Raw genomic sequence first — 17,706 nt, forward strand, 5'->3', positions numbered from 1 at the left:
GGAGAAGAATTACTCAAAATAAAATTTACATTTGGCTAGGTAAATTTTGTGCCCGTTTTTTATCCCAACCTGCTTTTTGTGAATCCGCTGAAAATACTTTTGGTAGAAGACGATCAGGACGACGTTGAATTAATGGAGGACGTGCTCCGCGAAAAGGGTGTGCCCTTTACCCTGGACGTTGTGAAGCAGGGTGACAAGGTGATTTCTTTTCTCAAAATGGGTAAAAATTTCCCCAACGTTATCCTCCTCGACCTGAACATTCCCAAGCTCCACGGCCGCGACGTGCTGGCCCGACTGAAGGCCGACGACGACCTCCGACACATCCCCGTGGTGATCCTCACCACCTCGTCCACCCCCGCCGAAAAAGAATACTGCCTCAACGCCGGCGCCCATCAATTCCTCACCAAGCCCACCACCGTCGATGGCTTCGATACCAGCATCCGCACGATCCTGTCGGTGGCCACAAAGCCGCTCTGAAGCGCGCCTACTGAATTTAAATAATGCGTATACTTGTAGTACACGCTAATTTCTTTTTTCCCTATGGAAAACTCCGTGATCGTCGCTCGCAACCTGTCGAAAACCTACACTGAGACCGTCCTGAAAAACATCGATCTCACCATCCGGCAAGGGGAGATCATTGGCTACATCGGGCCCAACGGCGCCGGCAAAAGCACGACCATCAAGATCCTGACCGGCATCATTCCCGATTTCGACGGCGAGGTGACGGTGTTGGGGCTGGACATCCGCAAGCAACCCGTGGAGGTGAAGAAACAGATCGGCTACATTCCCGAGAACGCCGCGCTCTACGACACGCTCACGCCGCTGGAGTATTTATATTTCGTTGGGCAGCTTTACAAGATGGACCTGGCCATTGTCGACAAAAAAGCCAAAGAACTGCTGGAGCTTTTCGAACTCAGCGAGCACCTCGACTCGCGCATGACCACGTTCTCCAAAGGCATGCGTCAAAAAGTATTGCTCATCGCCGGCATGATCCACAACCCCGCGCTGCTCTTCCTGGACGAACCGCTGTCGGGGCTGGATGCCAACGCCGTCATCCTGGTGAAGGAAATTCTTTCACAGCTTAAACAGGCGGGCAAAACGATCTTCTACAGTTCGCACCTCATGGATGTGGTCGAAAAAGATTTCCGACCGCATCATCATCATCAACAAAGGCGAGGTGATCGCCAACGGCACGTTTGCCGAGTTGAACGCCCAGGCGACCGGCTCGCTTGAAAAAATATTTACCGACCTGACCGGCAACCGCGAGCACGCCTCTGCCGCCGGCCACTTTATCGATGTATTGAGAAGCTGATCATGGAAAAAGTTCTCCTGACCGTGCTGGACGCCTTCGCCTGGATCTTCCGGTTGCTCGGTGCCGACTATGAGCAAGTGCGGGCCATCGTGGCCATCAAGCTCGTGATGGACAACCGCCGGCAATTGGTCACCTTTCAGAGAAAAGCAAAAGAATCGGGCAACACGTTTTGGCAAACGGTGTTCGTCTACATCATTTTCGGCGTATTTATCGGGTTCCTCCTCAGTGCCATCCCGTCATTCCGCTTTGCCATGACGGTGTTCTTCAGCTACCTCATGGTCATGATCGTGATGACGCTCATCACCGACTTCTCCTCCATCCTGCTCGACACCAGCGACAACACCATCATCCTGCCCCGGCCCGTCGACGGTCGCACGCTCTTTGTGGCGCGCGCCACGCACATCATGCTTTACCTCGGCCAGTTGGCGCTTGGATTATCCATCGTGCCTTGCGTAGTCGTGTTCGTGATGCATGGGTGGGTCGTGCTGCTGGTGTTCTGCGCAGCCATTGTGTTGGCCATTCTCACGGCCGTGTTTGTCACCAACGCCTTCTACCTGCTGGTCATGCAATTTTCCAGCGAAGAAAAGCTGAAGAACATCATCAACTATTTTCAGATCCTTATGGCCGTGGCGGTGATGGGCAGCTACCAGATCCTGCCGCGCATGATGGGAAGACTTACAGGCGATTTTTTCGATTTCACGCTGAGCGCCTGGAGCTTTCTCATTCCACCGCTTTGGATGGCCGGCGCCTTGGAAATGGTGAAGCTCCATCTTTTCGACGGCCTTCACGTGGGGTTGACGGCCTGCGCATTGGTCGTGCCCTTTGCGGGCATGTATGCCGTCAACACTTTTCTCACGCCCATTTTCAACCGGAAGCTCAGCGCACTTAGCGGCGGTGTGGGTGAATCAAAAACAAAAAAAGTGGTCGTTCAAAGCGCAACGCTTCCATCGCGTCGCTGGTTCACGGCCTCGCCTGTGGAGCAGGGCGCTTTCGACGTGATCTCCAAATTGCTCTCGCGCGACAGGAAGATCAAGCTGAAGATCTATCCGGCCTATGGGTATGTGCTCATCCTGGGTTTCATCTTTATTTTCCGCAGCAAAGATTCGCTCGGGTCAACGCTGGCCCATCTCTCGGAATCCAACTATCATTTGGTGCTGATCTACCTCATGTTCATGGTGCAACAGGTGGCGTGTCATGAAATACCCTATTCCGATGACTTCAAGGCAAGCTGGATTTATTTTTCGGCGCCGTTGCAGGCACCGGGCGAGATTTTGAGCGGAACGCTCAAGGCGATTTTTGTGCGGCTGTTTGTTCCGGGCTATGCCGTGATCAGCGTCATCATTCTCTATGTGTGGGGATGGCGCGCGTGGTCCGATTTACTTTTCGGTTTGTTCAACAACATGATCATGGTCCTTTTGCTGGTCACGATCTCCAAACGTTACCTGCCGTTTTCGATGGCCCCCAGCCTGCGCACACAGAGCGGCAACCTGGCGCGCGGCCTTTTGACCGGCCTCATGATCGGGCTGCTGGGCTTGATCCATTACGGGGTTACGTACATGCCGGTGTTGTTGTGGGCGGCCATCCCAGCCCAACTGGTGGTGTTATACTTTGCATACCGCGATTATAAACAAACGTCGTGGGAGCAGCTTACTCTTTGAAGCGGAGCTTGAAGAAAAGAAGGGTGGAAGCCAGCATGAGCGTGCACATGTTGGCAGCGATCACAGGGATGTCGCGTACCAGGATGCCATAGGCCAGCCACAACGCTACGCCCAGGCAAAAAAGTGAAAACATGCCCAAAGACAGGTCTTTTGCCGAACGGCTTTTCCAGGTTTTGATCACCTGGGGAAGAAAGGCTATCGTCGTTAACATTCCTGCAGCAAGTCCAAGAAGTTGTATCGTGTTCATATCGTTTATTTTAGGGCAGACCCATGGTTTCGTTGGCGGGTCGTCCAAGTTATTTAACTCCCAAAGCTACCGAAACGTTGCGGTGATTCGCCTTCCATGTAATTTTATCGACGCTTTAGCCAGGTACAACGATTGCGGAAATTTGAACAGATCGAACGTTGCAGGAGCTGGGTTGGGATGGGCGCCGGCATAGGCCGGGGGTTGATAGCCGGGTTTCGCGCTCCGATCGCTACACGTTGAACGCATTTTGTGTTCCTGTTTACTTCAATAGGTGCAGCAATTATTTTACATTCATCTCGTGATTGTTCGTCAGGCCATCCGGAAAGACGCCGCCGCGCTGGCGGTTTTACTAACGCAACTGGGATACCCATCGCCACAGGAGAACTTGGATTTTGTCCTGGGGAAAATTGAAACGTATAGCGCCGAAACCTACCGGTTGCTCGTCGGCGAAGTAGACGGCGATGTGGTGGGATTTATTTCCCTGCATTGGTTTCAAATCTTTCACTCGCCCGGCAGGATGGGTCGCATCACCGCCTTTTGTGTGCATGAGCGGGTGCGCAGCAAAGGCATCGGTCAATACATACTAACGGAGGCTGAAAAATTTCTGGTTGCCCAGGGATGCACCTCCGTAGAAGTGACCAGCAACCTGCGGCGGCTTCAGACGCATGATTTCTATCTCAAGCACGGCTATGCGGAAACATCGAAGCGGTTTATAAAATCCCTTGTCCCAAAGCAAGGTTAACGGTCTCACCGCCACTCACGCATCAACTTGCCCAGTGTTTTCAATCCCTCCTCGATTTTCGGATTCCACGGCTCGCCATAGCTGATGCGGAAGCAATTTTCGAATCTTCCCTGTGAAGAAAAGATCTGGCCCGGGGCAATGCCGATGTTGTGTTTCAGTGCGCGTTTGTGAAGCTTGTAGGCATTTATTTTTTTATTCATCTCGATCCACAGCGTGAAGCCCCCCTGAGGGCGCGAGATACACGTGTCCTCGGGAAAATATTCGCAGACGGCCTGCACATAACGGAGGGCCTGGGTGTGAAGCGCTTTGCGCAAGTGGCGAAGATGCAACTCGAAACGGCCCTTGCTGAGGAAGTCGGCCACGGCTGCCTGGGCCAGCGTGTTGGTGGAGACGGTGTGCATGCGCTTGAGGCGGATCACTTTGTCTTTGAATTTGCCGGGGATCGTCCAGCCGATGCGGTAGCCCGGGGCCAGCGATTTGGAGAAGGACGCGCAATGCAGCACCAGTCCTTTTTTGTCAAAGCTCTTGCAGGTCTTGGGGCGGGTTTTGCCAAAGTAGAGCTCTCCATAAATATCGTCTTCGATGAGCGGGATCTCTTTTTTGGCCAGCATGTCCACCAACCGTTTCTTGCGGTCGTCGGGCATGCAGCTTCCCAAGGGATTGTTGAAGTTGCTCACCACCAAACAGGCCTTGATGTTGAAGCGCGGGATGGCTTGCTCGAGGTAGTCGATGTCCAAGCCCAACACCGGATCCGTAGGGATCTCCACCACCTTCAATCCATGACTTTGCATCACCTGGAAAATAGCAAAGTAGGTTGGGCTCTCTATCGCGATGGCATCGCCTGGGTTGGTGATGGCCTTGATGCAAAGCGACAAGGCTTCCACGCAACCGGCCGTTACCACGATGTCGTTCTCGCTGGGTGTGCCTCCCCAATTAAATGCTTGTCGCGCAATTTGTTTTCGCAGGGCCACGTTGCCCTGGATGTGTTCGTAGTGCAGGCAACTTGTTTTCGATTCGCGCAGCACGTGGGTCACCGCCTTGTTGAGCTTCGCCGTGGGCAGCAACTCGATGGCCGGTGCCGCCATGGAAAAATTCAGGAGGGTGCGAGAATTGAGGTCGACGTAGACGCTATTGATCATGTCGTCGATGGTGACGGGTAGCGCGTCGTCAGGCGGTTCGCTGGTGCGGGGCAGGTCGAGCACATGCTCGGGTGAATATTTTACATAATAGCCGGATTGGGGCCGCGCTTCCACCAGCCCTTTGCTTTCCAATAAATAGTAGGCCTGGAACGCCGTGCTCAGGCTAATGCCCTGTTCTTTGCTGAGGGCGCGCACCGACAACAGTTTGTCGCCGACCTTCAGCACATTTTTTTCAATAAGCGCTTCAATGCGCTCGGCCACGGCATTGTATTTATGATCCGGCTTTGGCAACACGTCGTTCATGAGCAGTTTCTTTAGTAAGCGAAGGCCATACGAACTGATATGGTCAAAAGTACTAAAACTCCAACTGTTATGAACGAAGGGAGACGGACAAAAGATTTGCGATCCCACAAAAAAAATGGGAATCGCCTACCGTTTTCACGATAAGGATTCCCTCTCCCTGTGTACCTAAAACTAGAGATTCTTAGATTATCGGCCGATGCGTTTAACACCCTTCGAGATCACCCACGAAGGCGTTCCTGTCGAAGCCACGTTGCCTTTGGCCATCATGCTTTCGCGCGATGCTTTGGTGGCTCGCTTGGAAACAACCCAGTGTGCATCCAATGATTTCGCACGGATATGCGATTGGCGCAGGCTGGGGTCGCTCAGGCTTTGCTGATTGGCTACTTTTTGCACGTCCTTCGAGATGGGCCACGCCGGGTCGGTGCCCGTTTGTGCGTTGGCGAAGGAAATACTTGTCACCATGAGGGCCACCAGGGCCATGGTCTTCGTCCACACGTTCAGTCGCTTTTTCATAACGCAGTTTGTTTGCTGTTTTACAAATAAACGGCGCGAGGGCAAAGGCCTGCCTCAGGAAAAGTACCATTTGGGCCCTATGATTTTTACGGAAACGCGTCTCGGGGTTTACCCTGAGTCAGGAAAGGATCTTCATTTCTATGGCCTTGCGGATCAGCTCGGCGGTGTTGTTCACTTTCATTTTCTTCAACATGTTGATGCGGTGCGACTCCACCGTGCGGATGCTGATGCCCAACAGGTCGGCGATCTGTTTGGTACTCTTGCCCTGGGCTACCAACTCCAACACCTCTTTTTCACGGGGTGTGATGTCGCCCACTTCGGGGAGTTCGGGGCGGGCCACGGAATCGGCCAGGATGGACGTGATGAGGGGGCTGAAATATTTGCCGCCGTGAAATACCACCAGGATGGCCTTTTCCAGCTCGGGTCCCTCGATGCTTTTCAGCAGGTAGCCTTCGGCGCCGGTTTTCAGAGCGTTCATGATGTACTCGCGTTCCTCGTGCATGGTCAGCACGATGCATTTGATGGCGGGGTATTGCTTTTTCACTTTCTGCAAAGCCTCCAGGCCATTCATGCCGGGCATGCTGATATCGGTCAGGATCATGTCGGGCGACAGCTCGTCGGTGAGGGTGAGCAGGTCGGTGCCATTTTCGGCTTCACCCACGATTTCGAAGTGCTCGTTTTTAACAAGCATGGATTTGAATCCCGCGCGGATCAGCGGGTGGTCGTCGGCTAGCAGCAATCGGATCTTATTCATACAAGTGAAATCAAGTCTACGAAGGTAGCTAAAGATTAGACAACCGGAATGTGCACTTCCACGACCGTGCCCTCGCCAGGGGAGGAATGGATCTCGGCGCTGCCGTCGAGCAGCTTTGCCCGTTCTTTGATGTTGCGCAGGCCCTGGCCGCCCTGTTGGCCCGCGGCGCGCATGTCAAAGCCTTTGCCGTCGTCTTCCAGCAGCATGTAGACCTCGTCTTCGTTGTCGAGCAGGTGCAGGTTCACGTGGGTGGCCTCGGCGTGTTTCACCACATTGTTGAGGCCTTCCTGGGCGATGCGGAACAGGGCGATGTTCACTTCAAAATTGAGGGAGTGCTCGAACTCTTTGACATAGCGGAAGTCGATGGTGAACGTTGCATATTTTCTCACCGTGTCGCACAGTCCTTTCAAGGCCGCCTCCAGGCCAAAGTCCACGAGCGCCTGCGGCATCACGTTGTAGGAAATGCGCTTCACTTCGGCAATGGTGTCGTTGATGTGGCCTTTGATCTCTTCCTTCCAGACCGTGTTGCCCTCCAGGGCGTCCACACGCATGCGGATGGCGGTGAGCAACTGGCCTACGCCATCGTGCAATTCTTTGATGATGCGTCGGCGCTCGTTCTCCTGGCCTTCCAGCAAGGTGGCGGCGCGTTCGCGGGCGCTTTTCAATTCGCGCTCGTTCATACCGCGCAAGGCGTCGCGCATGTGGATGAGGGCCAGGCCCAAGGTGTCTTTGTCGCTGAGTGTGGTGAACGATGTATTGAAATTTCCAGAGCCGATCTCTTTCGCAAACGTGGTGGTGCGCTCCAGCCCTTCCGTGAGCTGGTAGATCGCGTTCGCCATTTGTCCCATCTCGTCCGACGATGTGATGCGCCGGTTCCCCGAAGGGATCATGCCTTTGGAGAGCGTGACAATGATCTCCCGCAATTGCAGGATGGGTTGCGCGATGGCGTTGGAGACAAAATAAGTGACGACCAGGATAAAGAGCAGGACGATAAGCGTGATCGCGATAAGATAATTGCGCAGCCGTATGATCGGCTCCATGGCCTCGCTCAGGTCGATCTCCGAAATGATGGCCCAGGTGAGTCCCGGCACGTCGGCCACGCGATACACGCTCAGGGCGCGCTCGCCGCGATAGTCCGTCACGATGCCCCGGCCCGACAAATCTTTGAACGAGTTCCGCGCAGCATCGGTCTCCACGCGCACCGATCCGGGCGGCGCATTCAGCAGGAAGCGCGACGTAGAACGCATCACGTAGTCGTCGCCCACGATATAGGACTCGCCGGTGCTGCCCATGCCGGTGGTCTCCAGCAAAATGCGCTGGATCTTTTCGAAGTTCTCCTGCACCAGCACGATGCCCGCCCGTTTCTGGTCTTCCATGATGGGCACATAGTAAAAAAGAAAAGTTTGTTTGTCGCCAATGGCCGGGGAGGCGTCGATGATCCAGAGGCGGTTGGGTTCTTTGGCCACCACGGTTTCGACGCGTTGCATGAGGCCGTCGGGATACATGGCGCTGTCGGTGCTGAAGAGTTGTGTGTGGTCGGCGTCGAAGAGGTGGAGGTTGCGAAAGTTGTAGAGACGGCAGATGTTGTAGAGGTCGGACAGGTCGTGATCGCCTTCGGTTTTTTTCTCCTGGATCAAACGCTGGCGTACGTGCAGGAATTTGTCTTCCAGTGAAAGCGCTTCCAGGTTTTGTTGCGACCGGAAGAAATGGTTCTCGATGAGCTCCTTCTTTAAAATGTTGATGGACGACAACTGGTCGAGCGTGCGTTGAATAAGGATCTCGCCCACCAACACATACACAATGGCCGACAACATGACGATGGCCAGCAAGCCGATGATGGTATGCGAAAAGAACAGTTTCTTGAAAATGTTCAGATTCCTCATTCGCGCGGGGTGAATCGCTTTGCAAAAGAACGGTATCCTTTCCGACAAAAAAAATGTAGCGGCGAAACCTCACCGCTACATTCTTATTCTAAACGTGTTTCACCGTGAATTACTTCACGAGCTCCATGTCTTTGATGCCGTCGAATTTCGGTTGGATCACCCAGTTGCCCGATGCATCGATCATGCCCCAGAGCTCGTCTTTTTTGGCAGCGGCATAGCCGTTCACAAAATCGCGGGAGCCGTCAAACTGGGGTTCGATGACCCACTCGCCCTTGGTGTTGAAGAAGCCGAACTTGCCGTTCTTGCGGCCTTGGGCCAAGCCGTTGGAGAAGTCTCCCCATAAGTCGGTGTCGGGCACCTTGAGCACATTGCCGGAGGTGCTCACGTAGGCCCAGCCGCCGGCATCCTTTACGCGCGCCATGCCGCTTTTGGGATCGAAATCTTTGCCGGTGTCAAACGTCGGCTTTATGACCCAGTCGCCTTTGGTGTTGATGTAGCCCACTTTTTTGTCGGCTGTCTTTGCCCACGCCAGGCCACCCCGGAAGTAGCCCACGCTTTCGAATTGGGGCGCGATGGCGATCTTTCCGTCGGTGCCGAGGAAACCTGCTTTCTTGTCGGCGGTTCTGCAGGGGGCCAATTTTTCGGAGAAGGTCTTCACGTCGGTGATGCTGGCGTCTACCGGTGTTTCTTCACCTTTGGTGTTGAGGATAAAATATTTGTCGCCCACTTTCACGGGCACAAAACCCCCGTTGAAGTCGGTCACGTTATCGTATTTGGCGGGGATGGCCACCTTGCCTTGGGTGTTCAGGAAGCCCCATTTTTCACCGTCCTTGACGGGCACCAGTCCGTCGGCAAAACCTTTGAGGTCGAAGCCAAAGCCGTCTATGAGTTTAAACTTCTTGAGCTCGGTCGGCAGCTTTTCGCCTTTGGTGTTGATGAAAAAATATTGCCGGTTGTCAGTGTCGTAAATGGGTGCCCAGCCATCGGCTGAAAACTGGTAGCATTTTTCATATTGCGCGGGGATGATGAGGTCGCCTTTCAGATCGGCGTATCCCCATTTCTTGCCACCGGCCGGCTTTACTTGTGTGACCAGTGTTTGCGCGAAGGCTGTGACCGACAGGGCGACCGCAACCAAGACACTAAAGAAAGACTTCATTTTCATAAGGGGTAGTTTTTTAAACAATGTACAAATTTTAGGGTAAGCTTTATCGCGAGAGTGTACGGAAATTCATGTTCCGGGGATGAAGATTTTATGAAAATAACGGGGTATCTCCATAAAATTTGCCGGACGCTCAAATGTTGGAGATGAATGTTATCTTGTCGGAACAATGGCTTGTACCGAAATCTTAATTCTTCATGACGCATCGTTTTAGAGTGACCGCCACCTGCCCTCCGTTTTATTGTCCCTGCTCGCCCTCGCGCTTCTGTTGACGCCAGGTTGTTCCACCCGCAAAAGGGAAGCAAAAGAAGAACAGATCCGCATTGAAAGTCCGGCCGAAATCAAGGCTGACTCCAATCTTGTGAACGCCATACAAGGCAATATGGCCCCCGGCCAGATTGCCACAACACCCCAGGAGGTCTTGCTGACCGGGCTCGACCAACACCGATTGGTGACGATCTATAAAGAACGGCGTGCCGTCGCGGCAAAGGGCTACAATAGCGATGATTATCTCTACGGAAAACGCTCGTATGACTATGAAAGCGATCGCGAAGAACATTATATGCCGGGGCTGGATCTGCTCTATGGCTACAACCTGCTGAACATCGCCCACTACGATTTGAAAACAGAGACGTTGAACCCGCTGTTCGAACAACCCGTGCTGATCAAGTCGTTATATTATCCTTCGTTCATCCAGGATTCATTGTACGAGAAACCCATCACGCGGGACTACTATCTCCTTTCTGTGTACGATGCCGACACCAACCAGGACACGCTCATCAATCGCAGGGACCTGCGCCGGTTTTATTACTTCGATGCTACGGGCAAGGAAAAAATTCAACTGCTTCCTTCCGACCATTCGGCGGTGCGTTCGCAATACGATCCGAAAAATGATGTGATGTATATTTTTGCGCGGCAGGATGCCGACCACGATGGTAGTGCCAAATCAAAAGAGCCGTTGCACATTTTTTGGGTTAGCTTGAAGACGCCGCGGGTTGCAAAACGATTATACTGATCTCTCGTTATGAAACACCTTGAACGATTGTCAATCGTCGGACTTATCGCGGGAGTCTATCAAGCTAATGCTACCTCCAATATGAGGCTTGGCGTTCATATCGTCATGATCATCTTACCGGTTTGGTTCCTGCTTATTACTTTCTATTTGCTCATGGGCCCATTTTATCTCAATGCCCTTTCTCCAAATGCCATTTTTAAAAAGTCAACTTATGATCAAATTTCCGCTTGGCGCATGACAGGTGCCTACCTCGCATGTATGACGATTGCTTTCATGCTCCTATCGATGCTTCGCATCTTCTGGCATGAAGGCGGACGTCAGTGGTTACTTGCTAGTGCGCTGGTGGCGCTCTTGATCCTGGTGACGACGACGATTCAGTATTTGCGAAAAAAGGACACATTTTACCTCGGCATCGCCGTCCGGATGGCCTTACTGGTCGTGACTACGTACGTTATCTTGCGAAGATAAATGCGCCAATGCGTCCTTTTGATTTTCCAAAGTTTTTAAATTATTTTCTAACTTAACCCGCTCTTCACAGTTTATTCATCCTGGATCCACAGCAAGGATTTGTGATGGAATGTTCCGATTCATTTACTATTTTTTCGCATGCGTTACGTTTCCGGCATTTTATATTTAGCGGCTACCGATCTCTCCAACTACCTCGGCTGCAAACACCTGTCGCAACTCGATCGCGCCGTCGCCAACAAGGATTTGGCAAAGCCCGATTGGTTCGACCCTGCTTTGGCCGTGTTGGCCAAACGTGGCGAGCAACATGAAGCGGCCTACGTGGAACACCTGCGCCAAAAGGGACTCACCCTCGTTGACCTGAAAAACAAACCGACGGAAGAAACCGTGAAGGCGATGGCCGCGGGTGTGGATGTGATCACGCAAGCGACACTATCGGAAGGCGTCTGGACCGGTAATGCCGATATTCTTTTAAAAATTCCCGGCACCAGCCGGTTTGGCGACTGGTCGTATGAGGTGCAGGACACCAAGCTCTCTCAAAACACCCGCGCCGCCACCATCCTGCAACTGTGTCTCTATACGGACTTGCTAGAGCGGTTGCAGGGTCACACACCGTGGAAAATGTATGTGGTGAAACCCGGAGATGATTTCCCTACCGACGAATTTTTGTTTACCGACTTCCGGGCCTACTATGCGTTGATCCGTAAAAATTTTGAAACGGTCATGCTCGGCCCCGCATTAAACATCTATCCCGATCCCGTAGCGCACTGCGCCATTTGTCGCTGGTGGAAACACTGCGACACCCGCCGCCACGACGACGATCACCTGTCGCTTATCGCCGGCATCCGCACCGCCCACCGCCAGGAGTTGCAGCATCAACAGATCGACACCCTGGAACAATTTGCACAATTGACTCTACCCCTTCCCGAAAAACCAAAGCGCGGAAACGCCGAGGCGTATGTTTCGTTGCACGATCAAGCGCGCATTCAATGGGAAGGACGCGTACAAGACAAACTCCTTTACAAAACACTGGCACCCGAGCCGGGCCGGGGCTTCTTTCGTCTGCCCGAACCCGACAAAGGCGATGTATATTTTGACATTGAAGGCGATCCCTTCTTCGGCAGCGGCGGCCTGGAATATTTGTTGGGCTATGCCTTCCAGGACGACACCGGAACGTTGACCTACCGCGCACATTGGGCGATGGACGTTGTGACCGAGAAGAAGATCTTTGAACAATTCATCGACGTGATCATGGATCGCTGGCGGCGCTATCCCAACTTCTATGTCTATCACTATGGCATTTACGAACCCGGCGCCATGAAACGCCTGGCCAACCGCCACAGCACACGTGCCGACGAAGTAGACCAATTGCTGCGGGCAGAACGGTTTATCGATCTCCACATGGTGATCCGCGAGAGCCTCAAAGCCAGCGTGGAGCACTATTCTCTGAAAGACCTGGAAAAATTCACAATCTATCAACGCCAGATCGAACTACCCACCGCCGGTGCTTGCCGCCGCGCATTGGAACGCGCTCTGGAACTCAACGAAGTGCCCTCGCTTTCAAACGACATCCGGGAAGTGGTGGAGCGCTACAACGAAGACGACTGCCGTGCCACGCAAGCCCTGCACCTGTGGCTCGAAGCACGACGAAGCGAATTGATTGCTTCCGGCATTTCCATCGTCCGTCCCGAATCAAAGACGGGCGAGGCCAGCGATAATGTGCGCGACATCCAGACACGGGCGCTGGCACTTTTCAAAGGCCTAACGGCCAAGCTACCGGAAGACCGCGAAACCTGGACGGACATACACAAAGGGAAATGGCTGCTGGCCCACCTGATCGACTACTTCCGGCGCGAAGACAAAAGCGCGTGGTGGGATTATTTCCGCGTGCACGAAATGGACCGCGAGGCCTTGCTGGAAGAGCGAAAAGGCCTTGCAGGGTTGGAGTATATCGGCCCCGTGATCACACCCGCTAAAACCAAGGTGCCCGTGCACCGCTACAGCTATCCCCCGCAAGAGGTGAGCATGGATGAGGACGACGAGTTGCATGAAGTGAAGGGCGCCAAGATCGGCAGCGTGTATGCCATCCATTTGAGCCGTTACACCATCGACATCAAGAAGACCGCGAAGACTGCCGACCGGCACCCGCAAGCCGTGCACGTGATGGAACGCATCGACCCCGGCGCGCTCGTCACCTCCATTATGGACCTGGCCAACGACATCATCGAAGACGGTCTCGACAACGACTGGCCGCATCGCGCCGCCAAACACCTGCTGTTAAAGAAAAAGCCACGACTGTTAACGCCCATCGACGGACCGCTGCTCTCGCCACAAGAAGATCCGGGGCAAGGGGCCATACGACTGGCGTTGCAATTAGATAAAAGTGTGCTTGCCATCCAGGGACCCCCGGGCACCGGCAAAACCCACACCGGCGCCGACATGATCCTGGCCCTCGTGCGCGCCGGAAAAAAAGTCGGGGTCACGGCCGTGGGACACAAGGTGATCCGCAACTTGCTGGAGAAAGTATTGGAACATGCTGCAAAGCAAAATCTCTCCGTGAGCTGCGTTCACAAAGTGACGGACAAAAGCGAAACCCCTACGGCGGGCATCACCGAGGTAACAAAAACGGAAGAAGCTATTCAAGCCTTAGGCCAGGGAAAAATTGTCGGTGGAACGGCATGGCTATGGGCCGACAAGAAAGCTGCCGGCACATTGGATTATTTATTTGTGGACGAAGCCGGGCAGATGTCACTCAGCCAGGTGTTGGCCGCAACGCCCTCGGCACATAATCTTATTCTGCTTGGCGATCCGCAGCAATTGGAACAACCCCAACGCGGCGCCCACCCTGAAGGCAGCGACGTGGCCGCGCTCACCTACCTGCTGGATGGCCACCAAACCATTCCCGACGACCGCGGTATTTTTCTGGGCATCACACGACGCCTGCATCCCAACCTGTGCACCTTCACCTCCGAACTCTTTTACGAGAGTCGCTTGAAATCGCTCCCCGGGTTGGAGAACCAACAGATCCATGGTCCCGTACCGTTCACGGGTGGCGGACTGTATTATGTCCCCGTCGAGCATGAAGGCTGTCAAAGCCGGTCGGACGAAGAGATCGCAGTCATCACGAACATCGTGGAAACATTAACGAGTCGTGGCGCGACCTGGACCGATGCAGAAGGTGTGGTGTCGCCGCTTACGAAAAATGATATTCTTATCGTCGCGCCTTACAACGCGCAGGTTAGCGGGCTGCGTGAAAAATTACCCGATGTGAGAACGGGTACGGTCGACAAGTTCCAGGGGCAGCAGGCGCCCGTGGTGATCTATTCCATGACCGCGTCGTCGACGGAAGATGCGCCGCGGGGGATGAGCTTTCTTTACAATCCCAATCGCCTCAATGTGGCGACCAGTCGCGCGAAGTGCATTTGCATTTTGGTGGCCTCCCCCCGGTTGCTGGAACCTGAATGTCATACCATCGACCAGATGAAATGGGCCAATGCGTTGTGCCGGTTTGGGGAGATGGCCACGCGGGTGGAGTTGTAGGTCTTTAATCTCTTTTTATTTAATTTTCATTATAAATCATCACCAAAAAAGATCAACACCATGGGCCTCTGGGATAAACTTAAAAATGAACTCATCGACATCATTGAGTGGAAAGACGACACCAACAACACGATGGTGTGGCGTTTTCCGCGCTACCAGGATGAAATCAAGAATGGAGCACAGCTCACCGTGCGCGAGAGCCAGGTGGCGGTGTTTGTAAACGAAGGCCAGATCGCCGATGTGTTCAAGCCCGGCCGATACGAGCTCACCACCCAAAACATGCCCATCCTGACCACGCTGCGCGGATGGAAATATGGCTTCAACAGCCCGTTCAAGGTGGACATCTTCTTTGTGAACACGAAGAACTTTACCGACAACAAGTGGGGCACCAAAAACCCCATCATGTTGCGCGACGCCGAGTTCGGCCCCATCCGCCTGCGGGCTTTTGGCTCGTTTGCCATCAAGGTGACCGACGCCGGAAAATTCATCAAAGAGATCGCCGGCACGCAGGCCCACTTCACCACCGACGAGGTGACGGAGCAACTGCGCAACCTGGTGGTGACACGCTTTTCGGATGCCATCGGCGAAAGCAAAATACCCGTGCTGGATCTGGCCGCGAACTATGATGAACTTTCGAAATTCATCAGCGGCAAGATCAATCCCGAGTTTGGCGAATACGGTTTGGAAGTGACCAAGTTCCTGGTGGAAAACATTTCGCTTCCCACGGAAGTGGAACAAGCCCTGGACAAACGGAGCAGCATGGGCATCTTGGGCAACCTCAACCAATACGCTCAGTTTCAAGCCGCCAATGCCATGGAAGCCGCTGCCAAAAATCCCGGTGGCGATGCCGGCGCAGGCATCGGCATGGGCATGGGCTTTGCCATGGCCCAACAAATGGGACAAGCTTTCAACGCGCAAAATCAACAATCGCCGCAAGGTCCCCCACCCCTTCCGGGTAGCGTTCAATATTTTGTGGCCGTCAATGGCCAGCAGCAAGGCCCGTTCAACCTCGCCGCCCTGCAACAAATGACCCAGCAAGGCTCACTAACCCGCGAGACCCTGGTGTGGAAGCAAGGCATGGCCGGCTGGACAAAAGCAAGCGACGCTCCCGACTTAGGAAGTCTGTTTGGCGCAATTCCCCCGCCGCTACCCCCTCAATAAATAAAAAATATAGTCTCATCCGTTTCCCTGGCGTCCTGTTGGATGACGCCTTGGAGGGCTGAAAATGCGATCACAAAAAATGAGTCTTTTCCATGAGTGATTTTACGGAAGCCACCAAGGCAGTAAGCAACGAGTTGGCCTGTTCAGGGTGCGGTGCCATTTTGAAATTCAAGCCGGGGACACTCAACCTGGTCTGCGAATATTGCGGGGCACAAAACCCCATCACACAACCGGATGTAAAAAATGAAATCGAGGAGATCGGTCTCGACGATTTCCTTGCCCGCAATTTCAACAACGAAGAAAAGATCGAAGTGGCCACCGTGAAATGCGAAAGCTGTGGGGCCACGTCCACCCTGGACCCGAGGATCAGTTCGGATAAATGTCCGTTTTGCGCGGCCACGCTGGTCGTGAAAAGCGGTACCACTTCCACGCTACACAAGCCACAGTATGTGCTGCCGTTCGGGATCGACATCCAGAAGGCGTCTGCCAATTTCAAAAGCTGGATGAACCGGTTGTGGTTTGCACCCAATGATTTGAAAAAGTATGCCGACAGTGCCGATAAACTCAACGGCATGTATCTTCCCTTCTGGACCTTCGACTGCAATACGTCCTCCAGCTATACCGGCCAGCGCGGCGAAGATTATTATGTGAACGAATCCTATACCACCACCGAAAACGGGAAGACCGTGACCCGAACACGGCAGGTAATCAAGACGCGATGGTATCCTGCGTCGGGTAACGTGAGCAACAGCTTCGACGACCTGCTGATCGAAGCCACCCGATCGCTCAACAAAGGCAAGCTTCGGGCGCTCGAGCCTTGGGATCTGAAAAACCTGCTCGCCTACAACGACAAATTTCTTAGTGGTTTTCGCACCGAAACCTATGCGGTCGATGTGAAGCAGGGTTACACGGAAGCCAAGCAACGGATGGAGCCCGAAATACGCTCCACCATTTGCCGCGACATTGGTGGCGACCGGCAGATGATCCATTACGTGAACACCACCTATCGCAATCCAACCTTTAAACACATTTTGTTGCCGGTGTGGATCAGTGCCTATCGTTACAATAACAAAGTATACCAATTCCTGGTGAATGCCCGGACCGGCGAGGTGCAAGGGGAGCGTCCGTATAGCGCCGTGAAAATTGCGTTGGCTGTGATCGGTGGGTTGTTGCTGGCCATCGTTCTTTATAGTCTATTTGGCAAATCACAATAACCTGGCTATTCCAGCGCTTAAAGAAAGAAGACAAACATTATTTCAATATGGGAACCTGGGGACATGGAAATTTCGAGAACGACAGCGCGTTGGACTGGGTCGGCGATTTTGAAGAAAAGCCACACAAAGACTTCCTGGAAAAAAGCATCCGGGCCGTCCTGATCCCCAACTACATCGATGCTCACGATGCCAGCGTTGCCCTGGCCGCGCTGGAAGTTGTGGCCTGGGCAAACGGAAAGCCCGCAAAAGATTTCCCCAACCTGAACATCGGGCTTAAACCCGACGACCTGCGTCCGAAATTTGACAAAGATTTTTATGCTGCCTGCAACAAGGCCGTTGACACGGTGATGCGGCCAACAAACAATGAAATTATGGAACTCTGGGAAGAGTCGGGCGAGCTGGACGAGTGGCGGAAAGTGCTGGAAGATCTAAGAAAAAGAATACAGGAATAGGGTGAGACCGGTCGCGGGTTAGCCTTGGTTTACAAAAAACGACATACCGCGATTCTTTTTTGTAAAGAATAGTGCTACATTTTTTGAGTTTTCCAAAACTATTTTCAATATCGCGTGGCGTCCGGTATAGCGTGTTCCATGAAAAAATA

16 protein-coding genes are annotated in these 17,706 nt (G+C 53.4%); 10 read left to right on the forward strand and 6 right to left on the reverse strand.

What is annotated here, in order from left to right; translation table 11 throughout:
* Positions 1–48: 48 nt before the first annotated feature.
* From D4L85_RS05590 to D4L85_RS05600, 3 genes are all read left to right on the forward strand, one after another.
* Positions 49–477: a response regulator gene (locus D4L85_RS05590; protein ID WP_119753389.1), complete on the forward strand. Its 429-nt coding sequence runs from the start codon at positions 49–51 to the stop codon at positions 475–477.
* Between the two features lie 63 nt (positions 478–540).
* Positions 541–1,233: an ABC transporter ATP-binding protein gene (locus tag D4L85_RS05595; RefSeq protein ID WP_228450785.1), complete on the forward strand. Its 693-nt coding sequence runs from the start codon at positions 541–543 to the stop codon at positions 1,231–1,233.
* Between the two features lie 81 nt (positions 1,234–1,314).
* Positions 1,315–2,970 carry a hypothetical protein gene (locus D4L85_RS05600; protein ID WP_119753390.1) on the forward strand — a complete coding sequence of 552 codons (1,656 nt, stop codon included), beginning with the start codon at positions 1,315–1,317 and terminating at the stop codon, positions 2,968–2,970.
* Here the strand turns inward: D4L85_RS05600 and D4L85_RS05605 are convergent.
* Positions 2,960–3,217: a SemiSWEET transporter gene (locus D4L85_RS05605; protein WP_119753391.1), complete on the reverse strand. Its 258-nt coding sequence runs from the start codon at positions 3,215–3,217 to the stop codon at positions 2,960–2,962. The two genes, D4L85_RS05600 and D4L85_RS05605, sit on opposite strands and share 11 nt — an antisense overlap.
* Before the next feature lie 271 nt (positions 3,218–3,488).
* Here D4L85_RS05605 and D4L85_RS05610 point away from each other — a divergent pair, with 271 nt between their 5' ends.
* Positions 3,489–3,959: a GNAT family N-acetyltransferase gene (locus tag D4L85_RS05610; RefSeq protein ID WP_119753392.1), complete on the forward strand. Its 471-nt coding sequence runs from the start codon at positions 3,489–3,491 to the stop codon at positions 3,957–3,959.
* A 5-nt stretch (positions 3,960–3,964) separates the two neighbouring features.
* Here D4L85_RS05610 and D4L85_RS05615 read toward each other — a convergent pair whose 3' ends face one another.
* The 5 genes from D4L85_RS05615 to D4L85_RS05635 form a co-directional block, all read right to left on the reverse strand.
* A complete protein-coding gene (locus D4L85_RS05615; protein WP_119753393.1) occupies positions 3,965–5,401 on the reverse strand; it encodes an aminotransferase-like domain-containing protein in 1,437 nt (478 codons plus the stop codon).
* 186 nt (positions 5,402–5,587) lie between these two features.
* Positions 5,588–5,914, reverse strand: coding sequence for a hypothetical protein (locus tag D4L85_RS05620; protein ID WP_119753394.1), 327 nt, complete (start codon positions 5,912–5,914; stop codon positions 5,588–5,590).
* A 118-nt stretch (positions 5,915–6,032) separates the two neighbouring features.
* A complete protein-coding gene (locus D4L85_RS05625) occupies positions 6,033–6,668 on the reverse strand; it encodes a response regulator (protein ID WP_119753395.1) in 636 nt (211 codons plus the stop codon).
* A 35-nt stretch (positions 6,669–6,703) separates the two neighbouring features.
* A complete protein-coding gene (locus D4L85_RS05630; RefSeq protein WP_119753396.1) occupies positions 6,704–8,551 on the reverse strand; it encodes a sensor histidine kinase in 1,848 nt (615 codons plus the stop codon).
* A 109-nt stretch (positions 8,552–8,660) separates the two neighbouring features.
* A complete protein-coding gene (locus D4L85_RS05635) occupies positions 8,661–9,713 on the reverse strand; it encodes a WG repeat-containing protein (RefSeq protein WP_119753397.1) in 1,053 nt (350 codons plus the stop codon).
* A gap of 238 nt (positions 9,714–9,951) precedes the next feature.
* On the opposite strand from D4L85_RS05635, the gene D4L85_RS05640 reads away from it, so the two are divergent.
* From D4L85_RS05640 to D4L85_RS05665, 6 genes are all read left to right on the forward strand, one after another.
* Complete coding sequence (locus D4L85_RS05640; protein ID WP_119753398.1) at positions 9,952–10,725, forward strand: hypothetical protein; 774 nt, start codon at positions 9,952–9,954, stop codon at positions 10,723–10,725.
* A gap of 9 nt (positions 10,726–10,734) precedes the next feature.
* The gene (locus D4L85_RS05645; protein WP_119753399.1) at positions 10,735–11,193 is read left to right on the forward strand and encodes a hypothetical protein; all 459 of its coding nucleotides are present in this window, start codon (positions 10,735–10,737) and stop codon (positions 11,191–11,193) included.
* Positions 11,194–11,331: 138 nt separating this feature from the next.
* The gene (locus D4L85_RS05650) at positions 11,332–14,730 is read left to right on the forward strand and encodes a TM0106 family RecB-like putative nuclease (protein WP_119753400.1); all 3,399 of its coding nucleotides are present in this window, start codon (positions 11,332–11,334) and stop codon (positions 14,728–14,730) included.
* Between the two features lie 60 nt (positions 14,731–14,790).
* Positions 14,791–15,891: an SPFH domain-containing protein gene (locus tag D4L85_RS05655; protein WP_119753401.1), complete on the forward strand. Its 1,101-nt coding sequence runs from the start codon at positions 14,791–14,793 to the stop codon at positions 15,889–15,891.
* A gap of 92 nt (positions 15,892–15,983) precedes the next feature.
* Positions 15,984–17,105 carry a TFIIB-type zinc ribbon-containing protein gene (locus tag D4L85_RS05660; protein WP_119753402.1) on the forward strand — a complete coding sequence of 374 codons (1,122 nt, stop codon included), beginning with the start codon at positions 15,984–15,986 and terminating at the stop codon, positions 17,103–17,105.
* Between the two features lie 47 nt (positions 17,106–17,152).
* Complete coding sequence (locus tag D4L85_RS05665; RefSeq protein ID WP_119753403.1) at positions 17,153–17,557, forward strand: DUF4259 domain-containing protein; 405 nt, start codon at positions 17,153–17,155, stop codon at positions 17,555–17,557.
* The last annotated feature ends 149 nt before the right edge of the window (positions 17,558–17,706 follow it).

The organism is Chryseolinea soli (genome assembly GCF_003589925.1).
Lineage (GTDB): Bacteria > Bacteroidota > Bacteroidia > Cytophagales > Cyclobacteriaceae > Chryseolinea > Chryseolinea soli.

Coding starts and splice junctions, on each gene's coding strand:
- D4L85_RS05615 (WP_119753393.1), bottom strand. CDS start 5,401: ATGAACGACGTGTTGCCAAAGCCGGATCATAAATACAATGCCGTGGCC.
- D4L85_RS05630 (WP_119753396.1), bottom strand. CDS start 8,551: ATGAGGAATCTGAACATTTTCAAGAAACTGTTCTTTTCGCATACCATC.
- D4L85_RS05650 (WP_119753400.1), top strand. CDS start 11,332: ATGCGTTACGTTTCCGGCATTTTATATTTAGCGGCTACCGATCTCTCC.
- D4L85_RS05665 (WP_119753403.1), top strand. CDS start 17,153: ATGGGAACCTGGGGACATGGAAATTTCGAGAACGACAGCGCGTTGGAC.
- D4L85_RS05645 (WP_119753399.1), top strand. CDS start 10,735: ATGAAACACCTTGAACGATTGTCAATCGTCGGACTTATCGCGGGAGTC.
- D4L85_RS05635 (WP_119753397.1), bottom strand. CDS start 9,713: ATGAAAATGAAGTCTTTCTTTAGTGTCTTGGTTGCGGTCGCCCTGTCG.
- D4L85_RS05655 (WP_119753401.1), top strand. CDS start 14,791: ATGGGCCTCTGGGATAAACTTAAAAATGAACTCATCGACATCATTGAG.
- D4L85_RS05625 (WP_119753395.1), bottom strand. CDS start 6,668: ATGAATAAGATCCGATTGCTGCTAGCCGACGACCACCCGCTGATCCGC.
- D4L85_RS05660 (WP_119753402.1), top strand. CDS start 15,984: ATGAGTGATTTTACGGAAGCCACCAAGGCAGTAAGCAACGAGTTGGCC.
- D4L85_RS05605 (WP_119753391.1), bottom strand. CDS start 3,217: ATGAACACGATACAACTTCTTGGACTTGCTGCAGGAATGTTAACGACG.
- D4L85_RS05600 (WP_119753390.1), top strand. CDS start 1,315: ATGGAAAAAGTTCTCCTGACCGTGCTGGACGCCTTCGCCTGGATCTTC.
- D4L85_RS05620 (WP_119753394.1), bottom strand. CDS start 5,914: ATGAAAAAGCGACTGAACGTGTGGACGAAGACCATGGCCCTGGTGGCC.
- D4L85_RS05595 (WP_228450785.1), top strand. CDS start 541: ATGGAAAACTCCGTGATCGTCGCTCGCAACCTGTCGAAAACCTACACT.